13 protein-coding genes and 1 riboswitch are annotated in these 16,575 nt (G+C 60.4%); of the genes, 7 read left to right on the top strand and 6 right to left on the bottom strand.

The window, feature by feature from the left end; all coding sequences use genetic code 11:
* Positions 1-7: 7 nt before the first annotated feature.
* Entirely contained in the window at positions 8-1,108 is a 1,101-nt protein-coding gene (locus TU84_RS01020; protein ID WP_048366638.1) for a glycosyltransferase, read from the top strand.
* On the opposite strand, the gene TU84_RS01015 is transcribed toward TU84_RS01020, so the two are convergent.
* The gene (locus TU84_RS01015) at positions 1,097-1,702 is read right to left on the bottom strand and encodes a BUD32 family EKC/KEOPS complex subunit (RefSeq protein ID WP_048366637.1); all 606 of its coding nucleotides are present in this window, start codon (positions 1,700-1,702) and stop codon (positions 1,097-1,099) included. The genes TU84_RS01020 and TU84_RS01015 overlap by 12 nt on opposite strands.
* A 98-nt stretch (positions 1,703-1,800) precedes the next feature.
* Between TU84_RS01015 and TU84_RS01010 the strand changes: the two genes are divergently transcribed.
* The 3 genes from TU84_RS01010 to hldE all read left to right on the top strand — a co-directional run bounded on the left by TU84_RS01010 (position 1,801) and on the right by hldE (position 6,341).
* Positions 1,801-2,967, top strand: a complete 1,167-nt coding sequence (locus TU84_RS01010; protein ID WP_048366636.1) for an O-antigen ligase family protein — start codon at positions 1,801-1,803, stop codon at positions 2,965-2,967.
* A 15-nt stretch (positions 2,968-2,982) separates the two neighbouring features.
* Positions 2,983-4,794, top strand: a complete 1,812-nt coding sequence (msbA, locus tag TU84_RS01005) for a lipid A export permease/ATP-binding protein MsbA (RefSeq protein WP_048366635.1) — start codon at positions 2,983-2,985, stop codon at positions 4,792-4,794.
* Between the two features lie 125 nt (positions 4,795-4,919).
* Positions 4,920-6,341 (top strand): bifunctional D-glycero-beta-D-manno-heptose-7-phosphate kinase/D-glycero-beta-D-manno-heptose 1-phosphate adenylyltransferase HldE, encoded by a 1,422-nt coding sequence (hldE, locus tag TU84_RS01000; RefSeq protein ID WP_048366634.1) that lies wholly within the window; start codon positions 4,920-4,922, stop codon positions 6,339-6,341.
* 90 nt (positions 6,342-6,431) lie between these two features.
* Here hldE and TU84_RS00995 read toward each other — a convergent pair whose 3' ends face one another.
* The 4 genes from TU84_RS00995 to TU84_RS00980 all read right to left on the bottom strand — a co-directional run bounded on the left by TU84_RS00995 (position 6,432) and on the right by TU84_RS00980 (position 9,846).
* Complete coding sequence (locus tag TU84_RS00995; RefSeq protein WP_048366633.1) at positions 6,432-7,388, bottom strand: hypothetical protein; 957 nt, start codon at positions 7,386-7,388, stop codon at positions 6,432-6,434.
* Positions 7,389-7,429: 41 nt separating this feature from the next.
* A complete protein-coding gene (locus TU84_RS00990) occupies positions 7,430-8,242 on the bottom strand; it encodes an aldo/keto reductase (protein WP_048366632.1) in 813 nt (270 codons plus the stop codon).
* Positions 8,239-9,414 carry an NAD(P)/FAD-dependent oxidoreductase gene (locus tag TU84_RS00985; protein ID WP_048366631.1) on the bottom strand — a complete coding sequence of 392 codons (1,176 nt, stop codon included), beginning with the start codon at positions 9,412-9,414 and terminating at the stop codon, positions 8,239-8,241. The genes TU84_RS00990 and TU84_RS00985 overlap by 4 nt, the downstream gene beginning before the upstream one ends.
* A 99-nt stretch (positions 9,415-9,513) precedes the next feature.
* Entirely contained in the window at positions 9,514-9,846 is a 333-nt protein-coding gene (locus TU84_RS00980; protein ID WP_048366630.1) for a DMT family transporter, read from the bottom strand.
* 148 nt (positions 9,847-9,994) lie between these two features.
* On the opposite strand from TU84_RS00980, the gene waaA reads away from it, so the two are divergent.
* Positions 9,995-11,272, top strand: coding sequence for a lipid IV(A) 3-deoxy-D-manno-octulosonic acid transferase (gene waaA, locus TU84_RS00975; protein WP_048366629.1), 1,278 nt, complete (start codon positions 9,995-9,997; stop codon positions 11,270-11,272).
* Positions 11,273-11,351: 79 nt separating this feature from the next.
* Here waaA and TU84_RS00970 read toward each other — a convergent pair whose 3' ends face one another.
* Positions 11,352-12,788, bottom strand: coding sequence for a TolC family outer membrane protein (locus tag TU84_RS00970; RefSeq protein WP_048366628.1), 1,437 nt, complete (start codon positions 12,786-12,788; stop codon positions 11,352-11,354).
* Positions 12,789-12,967: 179 nt separating this feature from the next.
* Positions 12,968-13,073, top strand: a riboswitch (TPP riboswitch).
* Positions 13,074-13,227: 154 nt separating this feature from the next.
* Here TU84_RS00970 and thiC point away from each other — a divergent pair.
* Together thiC and cytX are read left to right on the top strand one after the other, a co-directional pair.
* Positions 13,228-15,117 carry a phosphomethylpyrimidine synthase ThiC gene (gene thiC, locus TU84_RS00965; protein WP_048366627.1) on the top strand — a complete coding sequence of 630 codons (1,890 nt, stop codon included), beginning with the start codon at positions 13,228-13,230 and terminating at the stop codon, positions 15,115-15,117.
* A gap of 148 nt (positions 15,118-15,265) precedes the next feature.
* Positions 15,266-16,528: a putative hydroxymethylpyrimidine transporter CytX gene (gene cytX, locus TU84_RS00960; protein WP_048366626.1), complete on the top strand. Its 1,263-nt coding sequence runs from the start codon at positions 15,266-15,268 to the stop codon at positions 16,526-16,528.
* Positions 16,529-16,575 lie beyond the last annotated feature (47 nt).

Genomic DNA, 16,575 nt, shown 5'->3' with positions numbered 1-16,575 from the left:
GCGTGTGATGAGCATCATTAATGTGATGTGGTCAGGCGGTTCTCCTTATGCGTCTGTACACAAGGTTCACCAGCAAATCCTCTCTCAGGCATCACCGGGTACATCGGTTAAAACCTGGCTTTTACAGCACTCTGCCCCGGCTTGCCTGCGCGAGCTTGGGCAGGTTGAGGCTTTGAAGTTGTCGTCGCGCTTTTTAAAAGGGCGAGGCATCTGGGCGTTATCACGCCCTTGGCGTAATTGTTTTTTTCGCAAGGTCCTGCTCAAAAATGACGCCCGGCAGGTGCTGATTGATGGGCTGGGCGTGGCTCGGGTGCTGTTGCCTGCCTTGCGCAAACTGCCGCACGTACGGGCGGTGGTGATGTTTCACGGCTCAACCCGCCTGCAATGCAAAGATGTCAGGCTGCTTCGCCAGTTCTCGGGCGAGCAACTGACACTCTGTGCTGTCTCGCAAACCCTCGCAGACTCCATTTCGGCCGATCTCAAGTTGCCGGTGGTCACCCTGAGCAGCATGCTCAACCCGCACACATTCGAGCAGCAATTGTTACCGCGTGACCAGGCGCGCCAGCAACTGGGCATTCCTGCGGGTACTCATCAAGTGTTCGGTGCTGTAGGCCGTCTGGTGGACTCCAAGGGCTTTGACACCCTGCTCAGCGCCTTTGCCAAAACCCTCGTTAACCACCCGGATCGACTGCTGATCATCATCGGTGAAGGCGCCATGCGCGCCGAGCTGGAGGCGCAGGTCAAGGCGCTGGGGCTGCAAGGTAAGGTCTTGCTGCCGGGCTACGTCGACAACGTGGCCAGCCTGTATCGGGCATTTGACTGGGTGCTGATACCGTCGCGGGCAGAAGGCCTGGGGCTGGTCGTCCAGGAAGCGGTCATTGCTGGCGTGCCGATACTGGCCAGTGACCTTCCCGTGTTTTACGAGCAGTTGGGCGAGGCGGGGAACTACGTGGCGGTCGGCGATGAGTCGGCATGGGCACGGGCGATTGAAGCCAGCGACGCGCTGTCGACAACAGAAGTGGCTGCGCGCCAGCACGCAAGCCTTGACCCGGAACATGCCTGGCTGCGCTTCAGGCAGGCATGCACCACGGTGTTGTCAGGCCTTTAAAAAGGCGTCTTTGAGGGCTTGGGCGGGGAATTTATCGCTCAGACTCTCGCGCTCGATGTAGCGCAAAAAGTGTTGCAGGTTGCGCTGAACCAGCTTTTTGGACAGGGGCGCCCTCACAAAACTCATGTCGGCGACATCAATCAAACCCCACGCGTTGTCAGGGGTCACCACAATGTTGCCCAAGTGCAGAGAGCGGAAGTAAATACCGGCCGCGTGCAATCTGCGAATCAGCTCGATAAGCTTCGGCAGATTTTCTGACCAGTCAAAACCGTTTTTTTCAGCGATCTGACGCAGGGTTTCACCGGGCAGCGGGCGATACAGCACCGCGGTCATGCCGGGTTTATCCAGACGGTAAAACGCCAGCACCTTGAGGGTGGGAATACCCAGCTTCTCGAGTTGGGCCGCGTTATCGATAAAACGTTTGGAATAGGGACGTAGCAAGGCGGACGACAGAAGACGCTTGCGACGAAACAGTTTCACTATGTTCCCGTCTTGCAGCAGGTAGACTTTTGCACCATAACTGTCCGCCTCAAGAATTTTGGCGCCTTCAATCATTTGATTTAAAGCGGCTTGTGGAAGCCGTGAACATTGCATCGTAGAACCCTTGCGAGCAGTCAGACACGCAATGATGCCGAAAAAGTGGCGCTTTAACCATGCCAGGTTGGCCGGGTAGATGATTTAGGAGCGGGATGATGTACGAAAGTCGTTGGGCTCAGACCCTCATGACCTGCGGCGTGCTGTGGTTCATGTTGGCCATTGCATTTGCCCCCACGAACAAAATCTATCAACAGGGCCTGGTGGTGTTTGTCTGGCTGCCGACACTGCTGGTGGCCTGGTCTGCACGCCCGGTGTTGGCGCAGGTCTGGCACGCGCAAAGAGCGCTGTGCCTGGCACTGATCGGTTTGGCCGCCTGGGCCACGCTCAGCTTGAGCTGGAGTGGCCAGCCCCTGAGCCAGGCCAAGCAATTGCTCTACATCGCCTTGTTTGTGATGTCATGGCCGATTCTGGCCAATGGCCGCCCTGAACGCGTTGTACGCCTGCTGCAATGGGGCGGGCTGGGGCTGGCAGTCATGGCAGCCGCCGCCATGGTGCGTTTCTATTTTATTGACGCTCGGCCCTTGATGGACCGCCTGGAAGGTCTGGGCGAGCTGGCTCACCCTATTTTGGGCGCTTATGCAGTGGGGATCGCCGGTGTCTGGATGTTGCACTGGATGCCGCGCGAGCGTGGGATGCAAGCCCTGTGGTGGGTCGCACTGGCGTTGTTGGGCGCCTTTGTGGTGTTTACCCAGAGCCGCGGCGCGGCAGTGGCGCTATTGGTTACGGTGCTGGCCATGCCGATCTGGCGTTGTAACCGTCAGACCGTGGTCATCTCGGTGGCCGGGCTGATTGGCGCCGGGATCGTGTTTTGGTGCATGCAGGCGCAGATGATGTCGCGTGGCTCGTCCTATCGGCCCGAGCTGTTTATGTCCAGCGTGCAGATGATCAAGGCGCACCCATGGCTAGGCCTTGGCCTTGAGGCGCCGTTTGGTGTGCCGGCGCTGGGGATCATGTTTGATCATTCGCACAACCTGTTCACCAGCGTGACGATCAGTTTGGGCTTGCCGGGCTTGCTGCTGTGGAGCATCGCCTGGTTTTCGGTAGTGGTATATGGCTGGCGCGCTCGCGCGACTTTACTGGGCCAGGGATTGGTGGGCATGTGGGTGTTTTCGACAATGGCCATGCAGTTTGACGCGGCCAGTTTGCTCGATACCCCGCGTGCCGAATGGTTTATCACCTGGCTGCCCATTGCCGTGGCGACTCTTTTGTCGTTCAAGACGGCGCAGGGTGAAGCCTGTGATAAAATTTCGCGTTTTCCTTAATCAGTGAGCTCTACGATGAGTGATTCACCGTCCGAAGAAGGACAGAGTTCAAGCCTGAAAATCTACTTCCGGCTCTTGAGTTATGTGAAGCCCTACATCGGCCTTTTCCTGCTGAGTATCGTTGGCTTCCTTATCTTCGCTTCGACTCAACCCATGCTGGGTTACATCCTCAAGTATTTCGTTGACGGCTTGTCCAATCCGGATGCCGTGCTGTTTCCGAACGTGCCTTACCTGCGTGACATGCGCCTGCTGCAGACCGTGCCGCTGTTGATCGTATTGATCGCGGCCTGGCAAGGGCTGGGCTCTTTCCTGGGTAACTACTTCCTGGCCAAGGTTTCGCTGGGCTTGGTGCACGACCTGCGGGTGCAGCTGTTCAACAACCTGCTGGTGTTGCCTAACCGCTATTTCGACAAGCACAACTCGGGGCATTTGATCTCGCGCATCACCTTCAACGTCACCATGGTCACCGGTGCTGCCACCGATGCAATCAAGGTGGTGATTCGTGAAGGCATGACCGTGGTGTTCCTGTTTGCGTCGTTGCTGTGGATGAACTGGCGTCTGACGCTGGTGATGGTGGCGATCCTGCCGCTGATTGCGGTCATGGTGAGTTCGGCCAGCAAAAAATTCCGCAAGCAAAGCAAGAAAATCCAGGTGGCGATGGGCGACGTGACCCACGTGGCGTCCGAAACCATCCAGGGTTACCGTGTGGTTCGCAGCTTTGGCGGCGAAAAGTACGAGCGCGAGCGTTTCCTCAAGGCCAGCCAGAGCAACACCGACAAGCAACTGCGCATGACCCGCACCGGGGCGATCTACACCCCGATGCTGCAATTGGTCATTTACATCGCCATGGGCGTTCTGATGTTTCTGGTGCTGTACATGCGCGGCGATGCCTCGGCGGGCGACATGATCGCTTACATCACCCTGGCCGGCCTGCTGCCCAAGCCGATCCGTCAGTTGTCTGAAGTCAGCTCGACCATCCAGAAGGGTGTTGCCGGTGCTGAAAGCATCTTTGAGCAACTGGACGAAAAACCGGAAGTCGACACCGGCACCGTTGAGCTGGACCACGTCAGTGGCCGTCTTGAGGTGCGCAACCTCAACTTCACCTACCCCGACACAGAGCGCCAGGTGCTTAAAGACGTGTCGTTCACGGCTGAGCCGGGGCAGATGGTGGCACTGGTCGGGCGTTCGGGCAGCGGCAAGTCAACGCTGGCCAACCTGATCCCGCGTTTCTATCACCACACCTCGGGTGAGATCCTGCTCGATGGCGTGGAGGTCGAAGACTATCGCTTGCTCAACCTGCGCCGTCATATCGCGCAAGTGACCCAGAACGTGACCCTGTTCAGCGACACCGTGGCCAACAACATTGCCTACGGCGACCTGGCCGGTGCGCCACGGGCCGACATCGAAAAGGCCGCGCGTGATGCCTACGCGATGGACTTTATCGAGCAGTTGCCCAAAGGTCTGGACACGCCGGTGGGTGAGAACGGCGTGCTGTTGTCGGGTGGTCAGCGTCAGCGTCTGGCGATTGCCCGCGCCTTGCTCAAAAATTCGCCACTGTTGATCCTCGATGAGGCCACCTCAGCACTCGATACCGAGTCTGAGCGCCATATTCAGGCGGCACTGGACCACGTGATGCAAGGGCGTACCACGCTGGTGATTGCGCACCGCCTTTCGACCATCGAAAAAGCGGACTTGATCCTGGTGATGGATCAGGGCCAGATCGTCGAGCGCGGTACTCACGGCGAGTTGTTGGCGCAGAACGGCTATTACGCCCGTCTGCACTCGATGGGCCTGGATGCGCCGCTGGCGTCTGGCGACATCACCTGAACACCGACGGGGGCAGGCACGCCTGCTCCCGTCGGCGCATTTTCCCTGCGATTAACACCGTGAACTGACCTGCGTTCACCCTGTGTTAATATCGCGCCCCTGTTCATTTTGTATGTGGGTCCTCCATGAAGTTGTCCATGCCGCGATTCGATCAAGCCCCTGTCTTGGTGGTAGGCGATGTCATGCTCGACCGTTACTGGCATGGCGGAACCTCACGGATTTCCCCTGAGGCGCCCGTGCCGGTGGTCAAGGTCGAGCAAATTGAAGACCGTCCGGGTGGTGCTGCCAACGTTGCCTTGAACATTGCTGCCCTGGGCGCACCGGCCTCGCTGGTCGGCGTCACCGGCAACGATGAAGCTGCCGACAGCCTGGCCAACAGCCTTGAAGGCGCAGGCGTTCGCGCCTTGTTCCAGCGCATTGAGCACCAGCCGACCATCGTTAAACTGCGGGTCATGAGCCGTCACCAGCAACTGCTGCGTATCGACTTTGAAGAACCGTTTGCGACTGACGCCCTGGCGTTGGGCGCTGAAGTCGAGCGCCTGCTCGACGGTATTAAAGTGCTGGTGCTGTCTGACTACGGCAAAGGCGCGTTGAAAAACCACCAGGTACTCATCCAGGCCGCCCGTGCCCGGGGTATCCCGGTGCTGGCTGATCCTAAAGGCAAAGACTTCTCGATTTATCGGGGTGCGAGCCTGATCACGCCGAACCTCAGCGAGTTCGAAACCATCGTCGGTGGTTGCATCGACGAGGCCGACCTGGTGGCCAAAGGCGCCAAGCTGATGGCCGATCTGGAGCTGGGTGCCTTGCTGGTCACTCGTGGCGAGCACGGCATGACCTTGTTGCGTCCGGGCTTTGCCGCCATGCACTTGCCGGCACGCGCCCGTGAAGTGTTTGACGTGACCGGTGCCGGTGACACGGTTATCTCGACCCTGGCGGCTGCCATTGCTGCCGGTGAAGAGTTGCCCCACGCCGTGGCCCTGGCCAATCTGGCGGCGGGTATTGTGGTGGGCAAGCTGGGTACGGCGGCCATCAGCGCTCCGGAACTGCGTCGCGCCATCCAGCGTTCGGAAGGCTCCGAGCGTGGCGTGCTGAGCCTCGAGCAACTGCTGCTGGCCATCGACGATGCGCGGGCGCACAACGAGAAAATCGTTTTCACCAATGGGTGCTTCGACATTCTGCACGCCGGGCATGTGACCTATCTGGAGCAGGCGCGGGCGCAAGGTGATCGTTTGATCGTTGCCGTAAACGACGACGCCTCCGTGAGCCGCCTCAAAGGCCCGGGTCGCCCGATCAACAGCGTTGACCGGCGCATGGCGGTACTGGCGGGTCTGGGCGCGGTGGACTGGGTGATCAGCTTCCCTGAAGGCACTCCGGAAAACCTGCTGGCCCAAGTCAAGCCGGATGTACTGGTTAAAGGCGGCGATTACGGGATCGACCAAGTGGTCGGTGCTGACATCGTGAGCGCGTATGGCGGGACAGTGAAAGTGCTGGGGCTGGTAGAAAACAGCTCGACCACGGCCATCGTCGAGAAAATTCGCGGCCAGTAACAACGCAATCCTCTGTAGGAGCGAGCTTGCCTCGCGATCTTTCAAGATCAAAAGATCGCGAGGCAAGCTCGCTCCTACAGGCGTGTTGGGCTATCCGGCCTTTACGACCTTCCTGAACATCTGTCGCGCCTTGCCCGTCAGGCGTTTGAGTCGCGACTCCTTGTCAGGTGCGCTCAAACCTTGCTGCTTGAGCCAGTCTTTCCAGCGAATGCGTTCTTCGCTCACCACCCAGCCCTCTTGCGGCGCAAAACTTTCTGCCAGGTACACGCCCCGGGTGCTGGCCGGTTTCAGTTGATCCTTGTGCAAGGTGTACAGCTCGGCGCACGGCTGGCCGTCGGTCAGCGGCATCAGGTACAGGTCCGGACGCTTGCGGTTGAGGCGGGCGACCAGTTGGTCCCCCTCCAGCCGCTCATCAACATGAAACAGGCTCAGTGACTTGGCTTCTTTGGGCACTTCAAGGCGCAGGTCGTAAATCAGTTGTAAGGAGGCGGTGGGCAAGTGCACATACGCCCGCGGGCGCTCAAGCAGCGGCTGGTTGGCGCAGCGCACCGGGCGCGCCGCACCGGAAAACGGCGTCAGACGAAACGACAGCGCTTCACGGTAATGCAGCGCGCTGGCGTAGGGCGCTGGCAGCCAGATGTCGTTGAAACGCCCGCTGAGCCAGCCTTCTGGGGTTTCCAGCAGGCATTCTTCGGCCACTTCCTGAACCGCCGTGTGCAACGGCAAGTTGACCTCATGGGCCGGTACGTAGCCGGAGATCAGCTTGAGCACTACGTCACCCCGGTCCTGACGGCGCTGGCGCACCAGCACCCAGTAATCGCGGCCCTGCCAATGCAAGGTCAAACGCACCGACACGCCGAGGTTGGCCAACTCCAGCGTGAAGCGTTCGGTGTCGGCAACGCTGACCGGGCGGCGTTTGCTCAGGGTTTGCGCGAAGTTGAGCGGCATGCCGACACTTTGGTAACTCAAGCCTTCTGCCGTGGCTTCGACAAGCAACGGCAGGGTTTTGAAGTCGCTGGGGTTCTTGCGGATGAGCATTCGCGGCATGTCGGCTCCTTCTTGCGTCGGGGTCGGCCGAATCGGCGGCTTTAGGCGTTACGCAGAACCTGCGCAACCATTGCCACGTTATGGGCCAAGTGCAGCGGATTGATAGTGCCGACAATAGCACTGGTAACCCCGTGATGGCCAAACACCAGTTCGAAGCTGGCGCGCACCGGGTCGATGCCGGGTTTGAGGCACACATGGCCGCTGGCCAGGGCCTTTTTCACCAGAATGGCTTTGCCATGGGCAGCGGCGTAGTCGATTACCGGCTTCTCGGCTTGCTCATTGAGGTTGTAGGTGACCATGGCGCAGTCGCCGTTTTCCAAGGCCTTGAGGCCGCCTTTGACGGTTTTGCCGGAAAAGCCGAAACCACGGATCTTGCCCTCGCGCTTCAGCTCGGCGAGGGTGGCGTACACCTTGCTGTCGTTGAGGATCGCGAGGTCGTTGCCGTCCGAGTGCACCAGCACCAGGTCGATAAAATCCGTTTTCAGACGTTGCAGGCTGCGTTCAACCGAGCGGCGGGTGTGTTTGGCGCTGAAGTCGTGGCGTGACTCACCGTTGTCGAACTCTTCGCCGACCTTGCTGACAATCACCCAGTCCTGGCGCTGGCCGCGCAGCAGCGGGCCCAAGCGTTCTTCACTGCGCCCATAGGCGGGCGCGGTGTCGATCAGGTTGATGCCCAGGTCGCGGCTCAGCTTGAGCAGCATCTTGGCTTCCTGGTCATCCGGGATCTGAAAACCGTTGGGGTACTTCACCCCTTGGTCGCGGCCCAGCTTGACGGTGCCAAGGCCCAGCGGCGACACGTGCAGGCCGGTGCTGCCCAGCGGGCGCAGAAAATCGTGCAGGGTCGCCTGGCTCATGGCAGCAGTTGCTCCCAAGCGGTTTTGCCCAGTGGCGGGCGAGGGAAGTCAGGCAGCGCAGGCACATTGCCGGGTTTGATCCCGTCTTGCTCAAGCGCGTGGATGACCCGGTCCGAGAAGTCCGGCGCCAGCGCCAGCTTGGTCGGCCAGCCCACCAGCAAACGGCCCGTATCGGCGAGGAACGCGTTATCCGGGCGGACCAGACCCGACTGCGCCGGTTCAGCGCGGTCGACCCGCAGGGTGGCCCATTGCGCCTGGCTCAGATCGACCCATGGCAGCAGGCTGGTCAGCTCTTTTTTGGCGGCGGCGATTTGTTCGTCCGGGGTGCGGGCCACGCCCTCGGCTTCGGCAATGTCACCGCCCACATACCAGACCCATTCGCCGTTGGCGGCCGGGTGAGTGGTCACGGTGATGCGCGGCTTGGGGCCACCGCCCAGGCAATGGGCATACAGCGGTTTAAGGCTCGGGCCTTTAACCATCACCATGTGCAGCGGGCGCAGTTGCTGGGCAGGGACGTTGATTTCAAGGCTGGCCAGCAGCTCGGCATTGCCTTGCCCGGCGCTGAGCACGATGCGTTGCGCGAGGATATCCAGGCCGTCGACCCGCAGGCCGATCAGGCGCTCATTCTCAAACAGCGGCTCGACCTTTTGCCCTGCCAGCAGGCTGTCACCGGCCAGTTCGGCCAGGCGCTCGACCAGGCTGGGCACATCCACCACCAGCTCGGCCAAGCGATACACCTTGCCCTTGAAACGCGGGTTTTGCAGGGCAGGCGGCAATTGATCGCCCTTGACCTGATCAACCCGGCCGCGCACGGCCTTGCTCGCAAAAAAGCTGGTCAGGTTGCCTGCCAACGTGCCGGGGGACCACAGGTAATGGGCTTCGGAGAGCAGGCGCACGCCGCTCAAGTCCAACTCGCCGTCACCGGCAAGGGCCTCGCGCCAGCGGCGCGGCATATCGGCAATGGCTTCGGAAGCGCCGGTCAGCGCGCCGTGCAGCGCGTATTTGGCGCCGCCATGAATAATGCCCTGAGACTTCAGGGTCTGTGCGCCACCCAGCGAATGGTTTTCAACCAGCACCGTGGAAAAACCCTGACGACGCAGGCGGGCATTGAGCCAGAGGCCAGCGACGCCAGCGCCGACAATCAGCACGTCGGTGGAAATTACAGATGCCATGGGCGACCTCAGCGTTGAAAGACAAGGCTGGGAGTATACAGCCTGATCCCGACTCTGCCTTTGAGGTGCCCAGAAAAGAGGGGCTACAGTGGCAAAGCTTTAATGCCCTGCCGTTTTGGAAAACAGTTGAATCACCACCACGCCCAGCACAATCAGGCCCATGCCGAGCATGGCCGGCAGGTCGAGTTTTTGCCCGTAGATAAACAAGGCGGCAACGCTCACCATCACAATGCCCATGCCCGCCCACACGGCATAAGCAACGCCCACGGGGATGGTGCGCACCACCAGGGTCAACATCCAGAACGCGGTGGCGTAGCCCACAATCACCAGAATGAGTGGCAATGGCGTACTGAACCCTTTGACCGCTTTCATCGAAACAGTGGCAATGACTTCAGCGCAGATAGCGATAGCCAGGTAGTAGTAAGCGGTCATGGTGCAATCCTGAGTGTGTGGCGAAGCAATTTAACAGCACGGCATTCTAGTGGTTGTAAAAGTGTGTAGGGGGCTTTTTGTCGCGCCTTGAAATGGGCGTGTTCGGTGCCATCATCGTGGAGGTCGTTTTCAAGTAAACTCCGGGCCCATGAATAGAACTCTCTACACCTTGCTGTTTCATCTGGGGCTGCCGTTGGTGGCGATTCGCTTATGGCTGCGGGCACGCAAGGCCCCGGCGTATGCCAATCGCATTGGCGAACGTTTCGCGCTGAATATGCCCGCCATGCAGCCGGGCGGGATCTGGGTACACGCCGTGTCCGTGGGCGAGAGTATTGCCGCCGCCCCGATGATCCGGGCGTTGCTGCAACGTTATCCACAGTTGCCGATTACCGTGACCTGCATGACCCCGACCGGATCGGAGCGCATTCAAGCCCTGTTCGCCGACGAACCGCGCATTCAGCACTGTTATTTGCCTTACGACCTGCCATGGGCCGCTGCACGTTTTCTGGAGCGTGTGCAGCCCAAGTTGGCGGTGATCATGGAAACCGAACTGTGGCCTAACCATATCCACCAATGCGCCAAGCGCGGCATCCCGGTGGCGCTGGCCAATGCGCGCCTCTCGGCACGTTCGGCCAAAGGCTATGCGCGGTTTGCCAAGCTCACCCGGCCAATGCTCGAAGAGATGAGCCTGATTGCCGCGCAGACCGAAACCGAAGCCGAGCGTTTCCGCCAGTTGGGCGCCCGCTCCGAGTGCGTGCAAGTGACCGGCTCGATCAAATTCGACCTGACGATTGACCCCCAGTTGCTGATCAAGGCCCGCGCACTGCGTGAGCAATGGCAGGCGCTGGAGCGCCCGGTGTGGATCGCCGCCAGCACCCACGAAGGTGAAGACGCCATCGTGCTGGCGGCGCATCGGCAGTTGCTCGCCAGCTACCCGAATGCCTTGTTGATCCTGGTGCCGCGCCACCCGGAGCGCTTCAACGCGGTGTTCGCGTTGTGCCAAAGCGAAGGGTTCGACACGGTACGGCGCTCGGCCGCAACGCCGGTCAGCGCGCAAACACAGGTGCTGTTGGGCGACACCATGGGCGAGTTGCTGTTTTTGTACGCCCTGGCCGACAGCGCGTTTGTAGGCGGCAGCCTGGTGGCCAATGGCGGGCACAACCTGCTGGAGCCTGCGGCGCTGTCCAAGCCGGTGCTGAGCGGTCCGCACCTGTTCAACTTCCTCGAAATCGCCGCGCTGTTGCGTGACGCCGGGGCGCTGGAAGAAGTGGACGATGCGAACGCTTTGGCGGTGGCGGTACGGCGCTTGTTTGAACTGCCGCAAGACGCCCGGCACATGGGCCAGGCCGGTTTGAACGTGATGCTCGCAAATCAGGGCGCCTTGCAGCGCTTGCTGGACGGGTTGGGTCGGTTACTAAATCGATGACGGCCCTGTAGGAGCGAGCTTGCCTCGCGAGCTTTTAAAGATCAAAAGATCGCGAGGCAAGCTCGCTCCTACAGAGTTTTTACTGGCCGGCGTTACGAATGTTGGCAGCCGCTTCCTGGGCCAGGTCTGGCGGCAGGAAGTCTTTGTCCGGGTTGTAATCGGCTTTCAGGTAACGCGACAACGCATCCAGATCGCCCGGGTTCAACGTGCCTGCCGCCTGTTTAAGGCGCAGGTTGTCGAGGATGTAGTCGTAGCGGCTGTTGTTGTAGTCACGCACCGAGTTGTACAACTGACGCTGGGCGTCGAGCACGTCAACGATGTTGCGCGTGCCCACCTGGTAACCGATTTCCGTGGCTTCCAGGGCGCTCTGGTTCGAGATGATCGACTGTTTGCGCGCTTTCACCTGCTCGACATCGGTATTCACCGCGCGGTGCAGGTTGCGGGTGTTTTCCACCACCTGGCGGCGCAGTTGCTCACGCTGCTGCTCGGTCTGGTCCAGACGTGAGTACGACTCGCGCACTTGCGAGCTGGTCAGGCCGCCGCTGTAAATCGGGATGTTCAACTGAATACCGATGCTGGTCTGGTTGACCGGCCCACCGTAGCGCTGGTTCAGGGCGTTCGGGTTGGTCAGGCCGAAGGCATCGTTGTCACCGGATTTGTATTGCGCCACCGCGTCCACGGTCGGTGCGTGGCCGGCCTTGCGTTGCTTGAGGGTGTCTTGCGCGGCGTCTACCGCGTAGTTACTGGCCAGCAAGTTGAGGTTCTGCTGCGCGGCGGTGTCGACCCAAGCTTTGGCGTCGTTCGGCGTGGGCGGCAAAATCGGCAGGCTGTGGCGCATGCCCTCAATGGCGTTGTACTGGCGGTTGGTCAGCGTCACCAACGCTTCAAAGGCGTCTTCGACCTGGCGCTTGGCGAGCATGCGGTTGGCTCGCGCGGTGTCGTAGCTGGCTTGGGATTGCAGCACGTCGGTCTTGTCCGACAGGCCCACATCAAAGCGCTCGCGGGACTGGTCCAGTTGGCGCTTGAACGCCGCTTCTTCGGCCTTGGTAGCGGCCAGGGTGTCTTGGGCACGCAACACCGAGAAGTAAGCATTGGCGCTTTGCAGAATCAGATTTTGCTCAGTGGCCGAGAGTTGCAGCGCGGCTTGTTCATTGATCGACTCGGCCGCCTTGAGCTGGAACCAGCGGTCAATGCGAAACAGCGGCTGGGCCAGTGTGGCCTGGTAAACCATCAGGCTGCGGTTGGTGGTCATCGACGGCCTGTCGATGGAGGTGCGCACACTGCTCGACTCGGCGCCACCCGACAGATTAGGCAGCAAACCGGCGCGGGCCTGGGGGACGACTTCCTTTTGTGCCGAGTAGCTGGCACGGGCTGCCGCGAGGTCGGCGTTATTGTCGACAGCTTCCTGGTAAACGCTGACCAAACCGTTTTGGTTGGACACGGGCGCGGGTGAATCCACAGCCATAGCGTTGGTCGCCCAGGACACGGCGATAGCCAGCGAGAGTTTGCGCAGCATGAGCGATCCCTAGTTCAATAATGCGAAATTGATTGTCGAGGCCGTGTTCTGGCACTCGGAGTTACAAGACGTAGCGAGTGTAGTTGCCGTGACACCTTGCAACAATGCCGTTGTTGTCTCTTTCGTCATGCTGTTTATTTCAGGGTTGGCGTTCTGCCACACACTTCTTTATATTGGCCGTGTTCTTGTCGGGGTGCCTTGCTATGAGGCTGAGATCGAATAATTTCGGATCCCGTTGAACCTGATCAGGTTAGCGCCTGCGTAGGGAACAAGATTTCTCGTCTCCCGGCGAGTCCTCTTGAGTGCCGTCCGGGATCGATTGTTCAAAAAATGATCAATCGTTCGAGGTCGTCACTCAGCACCCAGTCCTTGGGCGCGTCCGTGCTTTTTTCAGGTTCTCCCTCCGACAATCCACCTGGATGCAGTCTGGAGAGCCGTGATGAGTACAACACTAAAAAACGCGATCAATCTCAGTGATTCGGCCAAGGTCGATGAGCAGTCGGTCAAGCCGTTTACCCGCTCGCAAAAAGTTTACGTACAGGGTTCGCGCCCGGACATTCTGGTGCCGATGCGTGAAGTCAGCCTTGATGTCACGCCGACCGATTTTGGCGGTGAAATCAATGCGCCGGTATTGATCTACGACACTTCAGGCCCGTATACCGACCCTTCAGTACAGATTGACGTGCGCAAAGGCTTGGGCGACGTGCGTTCGGCCTGGATCAATGACCGCGATGACACCGAACGCCTGCCGGGCCTGAGTTCGAACTTCGGGCAAATGCGCCTTGAAGACGCCGAACTGACCAAACTGCGTTTCGCCCACGTGAAAAACCCGCGCCGGGCCAAGGCCGGGGCCAACGTCACCCAGATGCACTACGCGCGTCAGGGCATCATCACCGCCGAGATGGAATACGTCGCCATCCGCGAAAACATGAAGCTGCAAGAAGCCCGTGCGGCGGGCCTGCTGGACCAGCAGCACGCCGGCCACAGCTTCGGCGCCAACATCCCGAAAGAAATCACCCCGGAATTCGTGCGCGACGAAATCGCCCGTGGCCGCGCCATCATCCCGGCCAACATCAACCACGTTGAGCTGGAGCCGATGATCATCGGCCGTAACTTCCTGGTGAAGATCAACGGCAACATCGGCAACAGCGCGCTGGGCTCCTCCATCGAAGAAGAAGTGGCCAAGCTGACCTGGGGCATTCGCTGGGGGTCGGACACGGTCATGGACTTGTCCACCGGCAAGCACATTCACGAAACCCGTGAGTGGATCATCCGCAACTCGCCGGTGCCGATCGGTACGGTGCCGATTTACCAGGCGCTGGAAAAGGTCAACGGCGTGGCCGAAGACCTGACCTGGGAGCTGTTCCGCGACACCCTGATCGAGCAGGCAGAGCAGGGCGTGGACTACTTCACCATCCACGCCGGGGTGTTGCTGCGCTATGTGCCGCTGACCGCCAAACGCGTGACCGGCATTGTGTCGCGGGGCGGTTCGATCATGGCCAAGTGGTGCCTGGCGCACCACAAAGAGAACTTCCTCTACACCCATTTCGACGAAATCTGCGAAATCATGAAGGCCTACGACGTCAGCTTCTCGCTGGGCGACGGCCTGCGTCCGGGCTCGATTGCCGACGCCAACGACGCCGCGCAGTTCGGTGAGCTGGAAACCCTCGGCGAGCTGACCAAAATCGCCTGGAAGCACGACGTGCAGTGCATGATCGAAGGCCCGGGCCACGTGCCGATGCAGTTGATCAAAGAGAACATGGACAAGCAGCTGGAGTGCTGCGACGAGGCGCCGTTTTACACCCTCGGCCCGCTGACCACCGACATCGCGCCGGGCTACGACCACATCACCTCGGGCATTGGCGCGGCGATGATCGGCTGGTTCGGGTGCGCCATGCTCTGCTACGTCACGCCCAAAGAGCACTTGGGCTTGCCGAACAAGGATGACGTGAAGACCGGCATCATCACTTACAAAATCGCTGCCCACGCCGCGGACTTGGCCAAAGGCCACCCCGGTGCGCAAATCCGCGACAACGCGCTGAGCAAGGCACGTTTCGAGTTCCGTTGGGAAGACCAGTTCAACCTTGGCCTGGACCCGGACACGGCGCGCTCGTACCACGACGAAACCCTGCCGAAAGACTCGGCCAAAGTCGCGCATTTCTGCTCCATGTGCGGGCCGAAATTCTGCTCGATGAAAATCACCCAGGAAGTGCGCATCTACGCCGCCAACCAACGCATTGAAGCGGTCGACGTCGACGTGGCCAAAGGCCTGGCGGAACAGGCCGAGCGCTTCAAGCAGGAAGGCAGCCAGTTGTACAAGAAGGTGTGATGTAAGCAGTTCCCCTTGTGGGAGCGGGCTTGCTCGCGATGCGAACGACGCGGTCTGCATGTGAAACCGTGTCGACCCCATCGCGAGCAAGCCCGCTCCCACGGGTTTGATTATCCGGCACCTTCTTTCTCTTCAAGAGACTCTTTCCTTGAACACACCCAGCACTTACTCGCCGGATACCGCCGTCCCGTTGGACAAGCGCGTCTTCGGCGCTCGCGATCTGTTTTCCTTGTGGTTCTCCCTCGGCGTCGGGCTGATGGTGTTGCAGACCGGGGCCTTGTTGGCGCCGGGGCTGGGCCTGTCGGGTTCGCTGCTGGCAATTTTTCTCGGCACGCTGGTCGGCGTGGCGCTATTGGCGTCGGTGGGGGTGATCGGCAGCGACACGGGGCTGTCCTCCATGGCCGCGCTAAAACTCAGCCTGGGCAGCCGCGGTGCCATGCTCCCTGCCGTGTTGAACGTTCTGCAACTGATTGGCTGGGGCTCGTTTGAAATCATTGTGATGCGCGATGCCGCCAGCCTGCTTGGCGCGCGGGCCTTCAGTGAGGGCAGTTGGCTGAGCAATCCGCTGCTCTGGACATTATTCTTCGGCGCCCTGGCCACGCTGCTCGCGGTCAGCGGGCCGTTGGCGTTTGTGCGCAAGATCTTGCGTAAGTGGGGCATCTGGCTGTTGCTGGCCGCGTGCCTGTGGCTCACCTGGAACCTCTTCGCCAAGGCCGATCTGGCTGCTTTATGGGCGCAGAAGGGCGACGGTTCGATGCCGTTCGCGGTGGGTTTCGACATTGCGATTGCCATGCCACTGTCGTGGCTGCCACTGATCGCCGACTATTCGCGCTTCGGCAAACGCGCCAAAAGCGTGTTTGGCGGCACCGCGCTGGGCTTTTTGATCGGCAACTTCTGGCTGATGAGTCTGGGTGTGGCCTACACCCTGGCGTTCGCGCCGAGCGGTGAAGTCAATGCGCTGCTGTTGGCGCTGGCGGGGGCTGGCCTGGGGATTGCGTTGCTGCTGATTTTGCTCGATGAATCTGAAAACGCCTTCGCTGACATTCACTCGGCGGCCGTCTCCAGCGGATTCTTGCTGCGCTTGAAAGTTGAGCACCTGGCGTTGGCCATTGGCGTTATCTGCACCTTGATCGCCCTGCTGGCGCCGCTGGCGCAGTACCAGAACTTCTTGCTGCTGATTGGCTCGGTGTTTGCGCCGTTGTTTGGCGTGGTGCTGGTGGATCACTTCATTGTGCGTAAACGCAGCGTCGACGTGACACCGGGCCTGCTGCGCTGGCCGACGTTGCTGGCCTGGTCGGGCGGGGTGCTGACCTATCACCTGCTGGCCAACTTCTACCCGGATGTCGGCGCAACCTTGCCGGCGTTGCTGCTGGCCGGGCTGCTGATGTGGGTGCTGGGCCGCAAACACTAACCCACAACCACAACCCAAAACCCACTGTAGGAGCGAGCTTGCCTCGC

It is taken from the genome of Pseudomonas helleri (assembly GCF_001043025.1).
Lineage (GTDB): Bacteria > Pseudomonadota > Gammaproteobacteria > Pseudomonadales > Pseudomonadaceae > Aquipseudomonas > Aquipseudomonas helleri.
The sequence above is the reverse complement of the archived record's forward strand: the minus strand, read 5'-3'. Positions and strand labels throughout refer to the sequence as shown.